The sequence below is a fragment of the Cohnella sp. GCM10027633 genome, assembly GCF_042675445.1.
GTDB lineage: Bacteria > Bacillota > Bacilli > Paenibacillales > Paenibacillaceae > Cohnella.
The window spans coordinates 1-14,466 of record NZ_JBHTGV010000016.1 but is presented as its reverse complement, the minus strand read 5'-3'; the positions used below and the strand labels follow the sequence as shown (position 1 = coordinate 14,466).

At 60.7% G+C, this 14,466-nt stretch carries 10 protein-coding genes; 5 read left to right on the top strand and 5 right to left on the bottom strand.

Annotation, left to right across the window (positions count from 1 at the left end; translation table 11 throughout):
- Positions 1-2,586, bottom strand: coding sequence for a winged helix-turn-helix domain-containing protein (locus ACFQZG_RS24190; RefSeq protein WP_378157269.1), 2,586 nt, complete (start codon positions 2,584-2,586; stop codon positions 1-3).
- Positions 2,587-2,746: 160 nt separating this feature from the next.
- Here ACFQZG_RS24190 and ACFQZG_RS24185 point away from each other — a divergent pair, with 160 nt between their 5' ends.
- The gene (locus ACFQZG_RS24185) at positions 2,747-6,139 is read left to right on the top strand and encodes an S-layer homology domain-containing protein (protein WP_378157267.1); all 3,393 of its coding nucleotides are present in this window, start codon (positions 2,747-2,749) and stop codon (positions 6,137-6,139) included.
- Positions 6,140-6,190: 51 nt separating this feature from the next.
- On the opposite strand, the gene ACFQZG_RS24180 is transcribed toward ACFQZG_RS24185, so the two are convergent.
- Entirely contained in the window at positions 6,191-6,727 is a 537-nt protein-coding gene (locus ACFQZG_RS24180; RefSeq protein ID WP_378157265.1) for a hypothetical protein, read from the bottom strand.
- Positions 6,728-6,884: 157 nt separating this feature from the next.
- Positions 6,885-8,045: an MFS transporter gene (locus tag ACFQZG_RS24175; RefSeq protein WP_378157263.1), complete on the bottom strand. Its 1,161-nt coding sequence runs from the start codon at positions 8,043-8,045 to the stop codon at positions 6,885-6,887.
- 140 nt (positions 8,046-8,185) lie between these two features.
- Here ACFQZG_RS24175 and ACFQZG_RS24170 point away from each other — a divergent pair, with 140 nt between their 5' ends.
- Entirely contained in the window at positions 8,186-8,578 is a 393-nt protein-coding gene (locus ACFQZG_RS24170) for a winged helix-turn-helix transcriptional regulator (protein WP_378157261.1), read from the top strand.
- On the opposite strand, the gene ACFQZG_RS24165 is transcribed toward ACFQZG_RS24170, so the two are convergent.
- Positions 8,575-9,852: a sensor histidine kinase gene (locus ACFQZG_RS24165; protein ID WP_378157260.1), complete on the bottom strand. Its 1,278-nt coding sequence runs from the start codon at positions 9,850-9,852 to the stop codon at positions 8,575-8,577. The two genes, ACFQZG_RS24170 and ACFQZG_RS24165, sit on opposite strands and share 4 nt — an antisense overlap.
- On the bottom strand, positions 9,852-10,529 hold the full coding sequence (locus ACFQZG_RS24160; RefSeq protein ID WP_378157258.1) for a response regulator transcription factor: 678 nt from the start codon (positions 10,527-10,529) through the stop codon (positions 9,852-9,854). Before ACFQZG_RS24160 ends, ACFQZG_RS24165 begins: the two co-directional genes overlap by 1 nt.
- 167 nt (positions 10,530-10,696) lie before the next feature.
- On the opposite strand from ACFQZG_RS24160, the gene ACFQZG_RS24155 reads away from it, so the two are divergent.
- From ACFQZG_RS24155 to ACFQZG_RS24145, 3 genes are read left to right on the top strand one after another with little or no spacing between them, the layout of a single operon-like run.
- Positions 10,697-11,437 (top strand): polyphosphate polymerase domain-containing protein, encoded by a 741-nt coding sequence (locus ACFQZG_RS24155; RefSeq protein ID WP_378157401.1) that lies wholly within the window; start codon positions 10,697-10,699, stop codon positions 11,435-11,437.
- A complete protein-coding gene (locus tag ACFQZG_RS24150) occupies positions 11,434-12,114 on the top strand; it encodes a DUF4956 domain-containing protein (protein WP_378157256.1) in 681 nt (226 codons plus the stop codon). The genes ACFQZG_RS24155 and ACFQZG_RS24150 overlap by 4 nt, the downstream gene beginning before the upstream one ends.
- 32 nt (positions 12,115-12,146) lie before the next feature.
- Positions 12,147-14,000, top strand: coding sequence for a carbohydrate-binding domain-containing protein (locus tag ACFQZG_RS24145; protein ID WP_378157254.1), 1,854 nt, complete (start codon positions 12,147-12,149; stop codon positions 13,998-14,000).
- The last annotated feature ends 466 nt before the right edge of the window (positions 14,001-14,466 follow it).

Sequence of the window (14,466 nt, the reverse complement as noted above, 5' to 3'; positions counted from 1 at the left end):
TTAGGATTCCTCTTCCAGGAGGCGTAATTCCTTCGCCCGCGCAAGCGCCTGCGTCCGCGAGGAGACGCCGAGCTTGCCGTACAGGCGGGAGACGTATACTTTGACCGTGCCGACGGACAGGTGCAGCTTGTCCGCGATGACCTGATTCGAGTTGCCTTGGCGAATCAGCTCCAACAGCTGGAGCTCCGTGCGGGACAATTCTTCGATAAGCTCGGGAGGCGGCGAGGCCGGCTCCTGTTTCGTCGTACCCGGGTAAGCTTCCAGGAGTGCGCGAGCGTAGCGGCTCGACGGATCGCCTTGTTCGGCATGCCTGCGCAGCAGCTTCGCCATCACCTCTCCCGCGTCGACGAAGCTGCGCACGTACCCGTTCGCTTCGCCGATCGCCAGCGCCTCCTGCAGCGCGGCCATCGCCAGCGCGCGTTGACCGAGGCTCTCCTGCAAGCACGCTTGCGCGATCGCGATTTCTGCGAGGCTCATGAGGTTGCCCTCCCGCTGCGCTTGCGGTTTCAGCAGCTCCAGCAGGCGCAGCGCTTCGGGTTCCTTATGCTGAGCGCCGAGCAGGCGGGACAGCGCCAACGCTTCGAACTCCAGGTCGAAGGTCGGCCTGTCCTTCGCGGATAGCCGCAACGCGCCCGCAAGCTTCTTAGCTGCAGGCAATTGGCCGTGACGGAGGTGGAGCTGTAGCAGCGTTGCCCGAACGTAAGCCGCCCATTGCGGCTCGGGAAGCTTCAGGACAACGGCTAGCGTCTCCTCGAGCGTCGTATAAGCAAGCTCCAGTCGGCCCGTAGCGGCATAGACGTTCGCCTGCGTAATCCGGTTCGGCACGTACAGCCCCGGCACGAGCCGCGAGCGGCTGGCGCGCTCCACCTGCAGCAGCAGCCGCTGGCTCTCCTCCAACCGGTTCCACTCGTAGTAGCCTTCGGCGAGCGATTGCACGAGATACAGGTTAATGAGCGAAGCTTCCCAGCCGTGCTTCTCCAGCACGCCGGAGAATTGCTTGCCGATCGTCTCCGTATCCGGCGACAGCACGCCCTTCAGCCCGAACGCGTTGCGCCGGACGAGAGGGTCCGCGTTGTTGTAGTTGAAGTTGTAGAAAATCGGGTTATGAGGCAGCAACGCATCCATAATGCCCGCGGAGAAAGCGAACCATTGCTCGAACTTGCCGCTGGCGAACACGAGGTTCGATTTCACGAACAGGATGCCGCTCTGCAATTGCTTGCGCTGCTCGTCGGTCGCCGTTGTCCCTAGACGGAGTTCGACGCGGGCAAGGGTCTGCTCCGCCGCTTCCGGCTGTCCGGTCACGACGAGCAGGAACGCATGGAGCAGCGACAGCTCGGACGCAAGCTCCGTCTCCGGCGGGAAGCTGCCGAACCAGCGGAGCAACGCCCCGAATTCGCCGCGCTGCAGCACGGTGGCGATATGGCGCGATAGGTACGATTCGGCAGCAGTGTAGTCACCGGCCGCGATCGCGTGGTCGATCGCTTCGTCCAGGTAACCGCGCGCGCCGAAGCTGGCGCTCGCCGCCGCGTGCGCGTCGTGCCACAGGTCGTCGGAATTGCGCCGGGCGGCGTTCCGCAAGTATTCGGCGAACAGGTGGTGGTACCGATACCAGGCGCGCTGGTCGTCCAGCGGCACGAGGAACAGGTTCCACTCTTGGAGCCGCTCCAGCATGCCGAGACCGTCGTTCCGGCCCGTGACGTCGTCGCAGGTTCTGGCATCCAGGCGCGTCAGCACGGACGTGCGCAAGAGAAAGTGCTGCATGTCCGCCGGAAGCTTCGCCATCACCTCGTGGAACAAGTAGTCGGCAACGTCGCGGTTATAGCCGTCGAAGCCGGCCATGAACGCCTCGCCGTCGCCGGCCGAGCGCAAGGAGATGCCGAGCAGTTGCAAGCCGGTAATCCATCCTTCGGTATGCGTCAGCAGGCTCTCGACCTGGCTCTGGGACAAGGGAACGCCGATCGCGTCCTGATAGAACGACTCGGCTTCCGGAGCCGTGAATTGCAGCTGCTTCAGGTCGATCGTCGCGAGCTCTCCGCGCACGTGCCATTTGACCGTCGGAAAAGGCAGTTCCCCGCGGCTGGCGATTACGAGGCGCAGCTGCGGCGGCAGATGTTCGATGCAATAGGCAATATTCTCGTGAATGCCGGGGTTCGCGATCAGATGATAGTCGTCGAGAACGAGCGCGGCGGGGCGATCGGCCGAGTATAGCTCATTGATCATGGCGTCGAGAAACGTATTTATCGATAGGCTCGGCAGCGTATAAGACAACTGCGACAGCCGTCGCCCAGTGGTCTCCGGCAAGACGGCGGAGAGCGCCTGCGATACGTACCGCCAGAAGCGGGTCGGATCGTTGTCCGCCTCGTCGAGCGACAGCCAGGCGACTCCGCAGCCGGTCCGCCGGGTCCATTGGCTGAGCGCGGTCGTCTTGCCGAAGCCCGCGGGCGCGCTGAGCAGCGTCAGCCGTCCTTGTACGCCTTGCTCGATCAGCTCCGTCAGCCGTTGCCGTTCGACGAGATGCATGCGGCTGACGGGAGGGGTTGTTTTCGTATGGAGAAGCACCGGCGTGCGTTCGAGATGTGTCGTCATAGTACCTCCGCGAGTAGACAGCATTTCCTATATATACGCATTATATCTTTTTTTTCGCGGAGAGATCGAGTGGAGAATTAACTTTGGTTAACTGTTTTATGAACGTTGCGGTGCTAGAGTAGGGGGGATAAGAGGGGAATCAGGGGAAGGATGGATATTCATGTCGATGACTCGAAAATGGCGGAAGACGCTGCTCGTCTTGTGCGCCTCCGCGCTGTTGATGCCGGTATGGCCGGGTACGCGCACGAGCGAGGCGGCGAGCGCGGGGGTTGCGGATGGTTATGCGGTCGAGAGCATTGCGCCGGCGGGGCAATATGAATTTGGGTCTCTATTGGATGTAAGTACGGACGGCGAAGGGTATGTGTATGCGGCGGATTATCAAATCAACGGCGTCCATAAGCTCACCGGCGACGGTACGATCGTGTCGAAGTGGGAAGGGGACGGAAGCTTTACGCCATATGTCGTGGAAGCAAGCGTCACGGGATCCGTCTACGCGTCCGACGGTTATTCGATTAAGTTGCTGGATATGAACGATGGGCAGTCGGTACTCGCGACGATCGGAGCCGGGCAGTTCGGCTACATTACCGACATCGAGATCGACTCGGCAACAGGCAGCATCTATGCGACAGATTCGGATCAGCACAAGCTGTGGGTTGTCGAGCCGAACGGGACGATTAACGCGGTGTCGGAGTACGAGAATGCCGATAGCCAGATGGTTTCGTTCAATGAACCGGAAGGCGTCGCCCTGGACGGGGCCGGCAATATCTACGTGCTCGAGGCGGGATCCCGGATCTTGAAGCTGAACCCGGTGGGTCAGTTGATCGAAGCGTACAAGGATACCCGCTACAATTCAATATCGGCAATCGACGTAAGCGCGGGCGGGACAATTTACGCGACGGACAACGTTCAGGATGTCGTGCTTAAGTGGGAGAGCTTGGACACGGTGCTGAAGGTCGGCGGAGAAGGCAATAAGGATCTGCAATTCAACGATCCTTCGGGCATCGCCGTGGACGATGAAGGAAACGTCTTCGTGGGAGAAAGCTCCAACTACCGCGTTCAGAAGCTGGACGCGAACTTGGAACATCTGGCGACGTGGGGGAGCACGGGCGGAGAGAGCGGTCAGTTCTTCATTCCGCAGGGGATAACCGTTGATCCGAACGGCAACGTGTACGTTGCAGATAGGGGCAACAACCGTGTACAGAAGTTCGACGGGCAATTCATCTTCATCGAAGAGCGCGGGTTTCCTGGCTTCTCACCGCATGGAATGGCGACGGATGGGGCGGGAAATGTCTACATTGCCACCGAAGATGGAGAATTGTACAAGTATGACCCGGCGAATGGTACGACAGTGCTAGTTAACAACGACTTTATTGAGCTTAGCGGCGTTAGCATCGATGCGGAAGGCAATGTCTACGCGGCGGATACGACGGGGCATAAGGTTGCGAAGTTTCCTCCTGATTACGTGCCGGAAGGCGATGATGGCGAGAGCGATAGCGAATATGTGACGTGGTCTGGGGAGCTTGACGAGGCCAGTTTATACTTCCGGCCGCAAGGCATCGCGGTGGACAGCGAGCGAAACGTCGTATATGTCAGCGATTCCACGCATATTCAAACATTTACGACAGACGGAACGCAGATCGAGACGACGTGGGGAGAGCCGGGCAACGGCGAGTTCACCTATATTTCCGGCATCGCGCTCGATCCTGCAGGCAATCTATATGTAGCGGACAGCGGCGCTAACAAGATTAAGAAGCTATCGGCAACGAACGGCGCGCTCTTGGCGAGCTGGGGGGCCAGAGGCAGCGATCCAGGCCAGACGGACGATATCGGCGGCATTGCAATCGACCGCGACGGCAATGTCTACATTACGGATGTGTGGAATCATCGCGTGCAGAAGTTCGCCTACAGCTTAAACCAACTGGGAGGCTTGGCCGTAACGGGCGGCACGTTAGGCGAGACGTTTGATCCCAAGATCGGAACTTATACGGTGTCCGTAGCCGGCAACGTGCCGGAGATAACGTTGACTCCGACGGAGCTTCACCCGAACGCAACAACGATCGAGGTTGACGGACAAGCGGTCGACAGCGGCGGAGCTTCCCAGGCCATCGCCGTCGCCGCGGGCGCAACGAAGAACGTCGACGTCGTCGTCACGGCGAGCGACGGGCAGAAGAAGACATATACGCTTGCCGTGACGCGCGGCGCGGATACGACGCCTCCGCCGTCGACCGTCGTGCCTAACCCGCCGGACGAGTCCCGTCCGATCAACGTCGTTACGGACGAGTTCGACAATACGGTCAGCTTGAACGTCACGCGCAAGCGCTCCGCAGACGGCAAGAAGACGGACGTCGTCTCGCTCGACGAGAGGGGTATCGAGACGTTCGCGAGACATGCGGCTGCCGCGGGACGGAAAACGGCTCGCATCGTCATCGACGATCTGCCGCGCGACCCTGCGGACTCGGTCGTCGTCAACCTGTCCAGACGAGCGGTCAACGCATTGGACGACTACGATATCGGACTCGAGATTCAGACCGGGGACACGATGATCTCGTTGTCGCCGGAGACGTTGGCGCTGCTGAAGTCCCAAGACAAGGACATCGTCGTGCAGATCGTGCCGATTCGCTCGACGCAAGCGGCGCAACAGACTGCCGACCGCGTTCTGAACGCGCCGGAAGTGAAGGAAGCTTCCCCGAACGGCAATGCCGAAGTCGTCGGCACGTCCGTGGACATCGAGACGAACTATGCGGGGCCGACGACGAAGGTCGTCTTCCCGCTGACGAACGTCAAGCTGCCGACGGATCCGATCGCTCTGCAGCAGTTCCTGAGCTCGCTCGGCGTATACGTCGAGCATAGCGACGGCGAGAAGGAACTGCAGCGCGGCACCGTCGTCTACGACGCGAAAGGCAAGCCGATCGGCTACGAGATCGCGGTGAGCAAGTTCAGCGCGTTCACGCTCGTGAATCTTCACGACGCGGTCGCGCACGCGAGCTATATTACCGGTTCGCCGGACGGGCTGTTCCATCCGGAGCGGACGATCACGCGGGCGGAGCTCGCGACGCTGCTGGCGCGCACAATCGGCACCTCCGCGAAGTCGAACGCCGCTGGCTTCTCCGACGTACCCGCCGGCTACTGGGCGACGGACGCCATCGCGTTCGCGAAGGGCGCCGGCCTCATGAACGGCGATACGAACGGACGGTTCCGTCCGCAAGCCGCCGTCACCCGCGCGGAGATGGCGACGATCATCGCCAACTGGAAGAAGCCGCAACCGGCGCAAGCTGACACAGGGGTCTTCGCCGATGCGCAGGGCCATTGGGCTGCAGCGTCGATTGCAGCCGTGCGCGAGGCGGGGTGGATGCAAGGCTACGAGAACGGTACGTTCGCGCCTGACAAACCTCTGACCCGCGCGGAAAGCGTCCGCATCCTGAATCGTCTGCTAGAGCGGCCGGCGCACGAAGCGAACGCCGAACGCCAGCCGACGTGGACCGACGTTCCGGCTTCCCACTGGGCGTACGCGGACATCGAATCGGCATCGAATACGGTCGTCGGACGTCCATAATCAATAAGAGAGAGGCACCCTCATCCAAGGGTGCCTCTCTTTGCTTGCGAGCTATGAACCGGAAGCCAATGCGCTCGTCCGTCGCTTCCGCTGCCCCCAAGGCTTGAACACCGACAAGACGAACATCGCGGCGAGCGATACGATCTGAAGAATAATGCCGACCATCATCTGATTCTGATTCACGAGGAATGCCGAGTCATGAAGCGCGTTCAACCCTGCGTCGTCCGTCATTCGCACCGCCTTCAGCGTCCATAGGTACATACCGATCGGACCGAGCGCGATCGCGACGAGCGTTAAGATCTCCTTGGCAATGATCCAATAGAACTTGAACAGCCCCCACTGCGTCAGCACCGACAGCAAAATGCCGGTCACGAGCGTCCCGATCGTCGAAGCGCGCACGGACGACTCGGACAGCACCTGCATAGCCGTATAGCATGCCCGAAGCACGCCTTCATCGCTTGTGCTCGCAGCTACGAGGCTAAGAATGAGGAAAGCGACGGCTCCGCCAAGCATGATCGCCGCGAATAACAGATGGAGGACGAGCAGCCATCTTCTCTGCGTTAGGTTGATTCTAGCGATATCGTTCACCCCCTGACTTTCGCCAAGCCATGTTTCCTTGGCCTCATTATAGCCGATACGTCTAAAGCTCCTCTTACCGAAGTATAAAAAAAGAATAAAGAAGCCGCCTCGCGCATCATGCGCAAGACGGCCAAGCCGACGTTCCGAGTAAGTCGATTGCCTGCAATTACGCCGCCAGCGTCTTCGCTCCCCGCACCCGCGCGGCCGCCAGCGACAGGCCGAACGCGACCAGGAGCGACGCTCCCGCCAGCCACGGCAGATCGGCCGAGGAGTCGGCGATATTGTAGAAGTAGCCGCCGGCTCCGGCGCCAAGGGCGAGCCCGAGATGCGTGAACGACGTGTTCATGCCGAGGACGAGATTGGCCGAGCCTGGCGCCGTCCGTACGAAGTGCGCGTTCAGCGCCGGGGCGGTGACGAACATGCCGAGCCCCCACAGGCCGATGAGCGCGAGACCGGCGGCTGGCGACGCGCCGGCGAGAAGCGGAAGCATGATCAGCGAAGCCGCGGACAATGCCAAGCTGACGACGAGCATCGTGCCGCTGCCGAAGCGGTCCACGCCGTAGCCGCCGAGCTTCGAGCCGACGATGCCGATGAGACCGAGGGCGAGCAACACGCCGCCGAGCGCTCCGGACGACAAGCCGAGTTCATCCTGCACGAGGGGCGCCATATACGTCAGCATGACGGAATTGCCCGCGCTCCAGAGCATCGAGAGGAACAGCGGGCCGATGACGGTCAGGCTCCCGAGCACGGCGAATTGCTTGCCGAACGGAGCCGGCGCGTCGCCTTCGACGTCGGGAAGCATGCGCTTCAGCAGCCCGATCACGAGCAAGCTGCCGCCTGCCATCGCATAGAAGATCGATTCCCAGCCCCATGCCTCGGTCATGGCGATGCCGATCGGCACGCCGAGCACCATCGACGAGCCGAAGGCAAGCGCGATCGTTCCGATCGCGCTGCCGATCCTCTCCGCCGGCACGAGCTTCGCGATCGATCCGAGCGCGACGACGCAGTAGACGCCGGCGCTTACGCCGAGCAGTACCCTTAAGGCGAGCAATACCGCGAATCCGTCGCTTAACGCGGATGCCGCGCTGGCGAGCACGAACGCCGCGAGCGACGCCAGCAGCATCGACTTGCGTGCCGCGCGGGCCGTCGCCGCGATCAAGATCGGCGTGCCGATCGCGAATCCGAGCGAGTACGCCGTGACGAGTTGCCCGGCTTGGGCTGTCGTTACGCCCAGATCCTCGGCTAGCTCCTTCAATATGCCGGACACGACGAGCTCCGCCGTCGCGACGAGGAAGGCGCCGATCGCGAGCCAATATACGTTTTTCATCTCCATCCACCCTTTCGAGAGTTGATGGATTGAATTATAATGAACGTACTAACTTTTCGTAAGAGAGCAAAACAGATTGACCTTATCCAACAAAACTGACCAACTTACCTTTCGGTAAGTAGAAAAGGGGAGAGCGACTAATGAATCAACCCGAATACGTACCCGAGGATCAAGAGCTCGCGCACGTTGCCCAAGACGGAGCGAGCGTGCCGAACATCTGCGAGGCGCTGCGCATTATCGGAGCGAAGTGGAGCTTCATGGTCATCGCCAAGCTGGCCGAAGGCCCGCAGCGTTTCAAGCAGCTGCTGCGCAACGTGGAAGTCGTCAAGACGCAGTCGCTCACCGACACGCTGCGCCACCTCGAGCAGACGGGCGTCGTGCGCCGCGAGGTGTTCCCGACCGTGCCGGTCACCGTCGAATATTCGCTGACGGACAAAGGGCACGACTTCCGCAACGTGCTCAGCGAGATGGACGCCTGGGCCGCGCGGTGGTCGCCTCCAAGCACGCCCGCAACCGATCCGCACGAAGCTTAAGCCGACGGCAGCTGGACGTAGAACGACGTCGTCTCGCCGACCGTGCTTTTCGCGGACAGCTTGCCCTTGTGCTGCTCGACGATCGACTTCGCGATCGCAAGTCCCAGGCCGTAGCCGCCTTGCTTGCGGGAGCGGGACGAATCGGCGCGGTAGAAGCGGTCGAAGATGCGGCCCAGATGCTCTGCCGGTATCCCTTCGCCCGTATTCGTTACCGATAGCACGATATCGTTATGGCGGCGCTTCAGCGCAAGCTCGATCGAGCCTTTCGGATTCGTATATTTGACGGCGTTATCGAGCAGAATCATGACGACCTGCTTCAGCTGCTCGGCATTGCCGCGGGCGTTCAACCCGGGATCGATCTCGTAGCCGAGCGTCAAGTCGCGCTCGTACACGACCGCTTCCATCGTCAATATGACGCTCTCTACCGCCTCGCTGACGTTCACGTCCGCGTAGATCATATTCGCGCGTTCATCGTCCATCTCGGTCAAGTACAGCAAGTCGGAAGTCAGCGTCTTCATCCGGTCCGTCTCGGACTTAATATGGTGAAGCCACTTCGCTTGGCTCGCGATCGTGTCGTCGGAGTTGGATAGCAAGACGTCCGCGTTCGTGTTAATGACGGCGAGCGGCGTTCTCAGCTCGTGGGAGGCGTCGGCGATGAACTGCTTCTGCCGGTTGAACGCCTCTTGGACCGGAGCGATCGACCGGTTCGCGAAGTATCGGCTCGTGAAGAAGATGATGACGAGCATCGCGAGCCCGACCGCGAGGAACGTATAGACGAGATTCGTCAAAATGGTCTGCTGCGCGGTCACGTCGAGGAACAAGACGAAGTAGCCGGTCTCGTTGCGCTGCACGAGATAAGCCCATTTATTATCGTCGAGGTTCGTCTTCCCGCTCTCCGCGCTGCCCGCGGCGACTTTGCCGACGGCCTGCTTGTAGAAGTCGAGCTCCATATCGAACCGGGTGTTCACGGAGACGACGTTCCAGTCGTCGTCCGTCTGGACCGCGAACGATACCGAGCGATCTTCCGGCGGGCTGCCTCCTTTCATCGGATCCATCGGCGAGAGATTGTCGACGGGACCGAAGCCCGGGCCGTGATCGCCGAACTTGCCGCCGGGCTTATGGAAGAACTCCGACACCCGTCGCAGATCCATGTCGATGTCGCGGCTGACGTTCCGGTACGTGATCGTGTAGATCGCGGTGAACGCCACGAGCATGATGAGAGAGATGATGACCATGTTCACGATCAGGAATCGGTTTCGCAGCTTGTTGAACATTACGCCGTCGCCTCCAGCACGTACCCGACGCCCCGGATCGTGTTGATCCGGACGGAGGCGCTGAGGAACGCCAGCTTTTTGCGCAGGAACGAGATATATACTTCCACGTTGTTATGCTCGGCCTCGGAATCGAAGCCCCACAGCTTCTCGATGATCTGCTCCTTGGAGGTGACCGCGTTCTTCCGCGTCATGAGCAGCTCCAGGAGCTCGCTCTCCTTCAAGATCAGCTTCAGCTCCTTGCCCCTGCACGTCAGCTTCAGCGTCCCCGGATTCAGCCCGATATCCCCGTACTTCAGCTCGTCCTCCGGCACGGCTTCGCCTCTGCGGCGCAGCGCCGCCCGTATTCTCGCCAGCAGCTCCTCCGTCACGAACGGCTTCGACACGTAGTCGTCCGCGCCGTGGTCGAGGCCCGAGATTTTATCCGATACTTCCCCCTTGGCCGTCAACAGAATGACCGGCGTCGAGAGTCCCTTGCTCCGCAGCTTCTTCAATATCGAGATGCCGTCCATCTCCGGGAGCATGATGTCGAGCAGCAACAGATCGTAGATGCCCGCGAGCGCGCAATCGTACCCCGACTGTCCGTCGTGAACGGCGTCTACGGAATAGTTGTGTTTTTTCAGGATTTGACTTAACGCTTCGGCGAGATGAATCTCGTCTTCCACGATCAATATTCTCATGAGGGCATCCATCCTTCGCGCTTCGGGTATGGCTTCATTATAGGCACGAAACCTTTAATGAACCTTAACGTTCGGGCACCCGCGCATTTAAGATTCGTTAAAGGTTCCGGCTCTAAGATACAGTCATGAACGACGCGGCCGACCGCCGCACGGAAGGAGCGAAGGCGATGGCCATCGAGGTGTTCAACCGCTACGAGACCAAGTATCTCATGAATACCGAAGCATTCCATGAAATCTATCGACGGCTGCTCGAATATATGGAACCCGACGAGCACAACAAGAACGGCGATTGCTACGCCATTAGCAACCTCTATTACGATACCGAGCATCATTCGTTGATCCGAAGCAGCTTGTCCAAGCCGAAGTACCGGGAGAAGCTGCGGATCAGGGCATACGGCACGCCGGCGGCGGACGCGAAAGTGTACCTGGAGCTCAAGAAGAAGGTGTTCGGCTTAGTGAACAAAAGAAGGACCGCGCTGAAGCTGCCGGAAGCGTACGCGTTCGCGGGAACCGGACAGGCGCCGGAGCTGCGGTCGTATATGAACAAGCAGGTCGTTCGGGAGATCGAATATTTCCTCGGACGGTACGAACTGAGGCCGATGGTGTACTTAGCTTACGACCGAATCGCGATGTTCGCGAGGGGCAACCGGGATTTGCGCATCTCGTTCGATACGAATATTCGCTCGAGACGCCACGACTTGAAGCTCGAGAGCGGCGATTACGGGCAGCAGCTTATGGAGCCGGGGCAATGGCTGATGGAAGTGAAGGCGGAGAAGACGGTTCCGCTCTGGCTGTCCAAGCTGCTGTCGGAGCTCGGGATGTTCCGGACGAGCTTCTCGAAGTACGGCAACGAATATAAGAAAACCATCCGGTACGGCAACTTAGAAAAGGAGAGAATGTTACTATGATCGAATCGCTATTCGGGACGACGGCGGAGGGTACGAGCGTCGCGTTCTCCGATGCCATGCTGACCATTCTGCTCGCGATCGCGCTCGGCGCGCTGATCAGCTTCACCTATATGAGGACGCAGCCCGCCTACACGCAGAGCTTCGCCTTGACGATGGTCGTGCTGCCGGCGATCGTAGCCATCATCATCCTACTCATCGGGAGCAATATCGCGAGAGCGTTCAGCTTAGCCGGGGCCTTCTCGATCATCCGGTTCCGCAGCGCGCCCGGAGATCCGAAGGATATCGCGTTCGTCCTGTTCACGATGGCGTCGGGCCTCGCGTGCGGCGTCGGCGCTTACGATTACGCCGTGCTGTTCACCGTCATTCTGTGCGCGCTCATGTTCTTGCTCGGCAAGTTCAAGTTCGGAGCCCGGAGGTCTTCGCAGAAGCTGCTGAAGGTGACGATTCCGGAAAATCTCGGGTACGAAGAAGCGTTCGACGAGCTGTTCAAGCAGTTCAACGTCGGCTACGCGCTGAGAAAAGTGCGCACGACGGAGCTAGGAAGCTTGTACGAGCTCGTCTACGCGGTTACGATCGATCATCTCACGAATCAGAAGGAATTTCTAGACGCGGTGAGATGCAGGAACGGGAATCTCGATATTACGTTAACGATGGCGCCGACGGCGTCGGAATATTAATGACTCGAATTAGGAGAGAGGATGAGGATAGGATGAAGAAGAGCAACGGATTAGCGATGACAATGAGCACCTTGCTATTATGCGCCGCGCTCGTGTCGGCATGCAGCAATAACGCGGAGCCGGCGGCATCGGCGGTCGCCGAGACGGAGGCTACGGCGGGAGTGGCGTCGGGCTCGGGTTCGGGAGAGCAGCTGGCGAGCGTCGATCTGGCGGGCGAGACGCTCGTCGAGTATAAGGAAGAGGACGCGTATACGGATTGGGAGTCGGGGACGGTTACAACGATTGCGTTGAACGGCTCGGGAGCTTCGATCGACGGCTCCGGCGCGGAGGCAGCGGACGGTTCGGTGACGATTACGGCGGCGGGAACGTACGTCGCGAGCGGGAAGCTGGACGACGGGCAACTGTTGGTAGACGTGCCTGACAAAGGCGACGTGCGGGTCGTGCTGAACGGCGTCGATATTCATAACGGCGACAGCTCGGCGATCTACGTCGCGGAAGCGGGCAAGCTGATTCTGTCTTTGCCGGAAGGCGCGGAGAACGTTGTGTCCGATGGGGAGAAGTACGTCTATCCGGACGACGCGACGGACGAGCCTAACGCGGCGATCTTCAGCCACGACGATCTGACGATTAACGGCACGGGCAAGCTGACGGTCAAGGGCAACTACAATAACGGCATCGCGAGCAAGGATAAGCTGAAAATCACGGGAGGAAGCCTCAACGTCACGGCGGTCGACGACGGCGTGATGGGGCGCGACTTGGTGGGCGTGAAGGACGGCGACCTGACGGTCGACGCCGGCGGCCATGCGGTCAAGACGACGAACGACACGGCGGGCGAGGAAGGCATGATCGCGATCTCCGGCGGCGCGTTCAGCTTGGCGTCGGGAGAAGATGCGCTGCATAGCGCCGGCGGCATCCAAATTACAAGCGGGGAGCTTGCGATTCAGGCGGGCGACGATGGCATCAACGCGGATATCGCGATCGCCATTACGGGCGGCACGATCGGGATCGCGGAGAGCAACGAAGGTATCGAGGCGCCGCAGATTCATATCGCGGGCGGCGAGATTAGCGTGGCTTCGGGCGACGACGGCATCAACGTCTCCAGCGGCAGCGGCGAGACGGAAGCGATGGAAGGCCCGCCGGGGCAGGGCGGCGCGAATTCGTCCAACCTGCTGAAGATCAGCGGCGGCACGCTTCGCGTCGACGCGCAGGGCGACGGTCTCGACGCCAACGGATCGATCGAGATGTCCGGCGGCACGGTCGTCGTCAACGGTCCGACGAACAACGGCAACGGAGCGCTCGATTACGACGGCACGTTCGTCATGACCGGCGGGTACCTGGTGGCGGCGGGCAGCTCGGGCATGGTGCAGGCGGCGTCGGATGCGTCCACGCAGTACGGCATTCTGATGACGTATCCGCAGGCGCAGGAAGCGGGCACGCTCGTCCATCTGGAGAGCGAGGACGGCACGGACGTGCTGACGTTCGCGCCGTCGAAGAGCTATCAAGCGGTGTTCGTCGGCTCGCCGGAGCTGAAGAAGGACGGTTCTTACACGCTGTACTCGGGCGGGACGTCCAGCGGCGGGGAAGCGAACGGTCTCTATGAGGGCGGTGCGTATACCGGCGGCACCGAGGTCGTCTCGTTCCAGATCGCGGACATCGTCACTTGGCTCGACGAGAACGGCGTCACCGAAGCGAGAAGCGGCATGGGCGGTCCCGGTGGTGGCGGCTTCGGCGGCGGTGGCGGCGGCCGCGGTCAAGGCGGTCCGCGCGGCGAGGGTGGAGGTTTCGGAGGCAGAATGCCGCCGGACGGCGAGATGCCGCAAGGCGGTCAGGGAGGTATGCCGGTAGCTTCGGATGCGGGCGACGCGCAGGGTAGCACGGCGCAGTAAGGGCAACGGGTTTCGGTGGCAAGACGGCACACGGCTCGGGGTGGACCCCGGGCCGTGCTTTTTGCATGAATGCTCCGTCTCCAACGGTACCAGACACCGCTACAGCAACGAATCCGCCGACTCCCCGCCTCTAACGGTACCTGATACCGCTGCGGCAACGAATCCGCCGACTCCCCGCCTCCAACGGTACCAGATACCGCTGCAGCAACGAATCCGCCGACTTCCCGCCTCTAACGGTACCAGGTACCGCTACAGCAACGAATCCGGCGACTTCCCACCTCTAACGGTACCAGACACCGTTGCAGTAGCGAACCCGCCGACTTCCCACCTCCAACGGTACCAGTGCAACTAGAATAAAAAGTGGACACCTCATAAGCGCAAACAGATAATAAACTCAACAAGAATTAAGAGGTGTCCGGCATGAGTGAGAGAAGACAGCATTACAACGAAGAGTTTAAAGAACAGG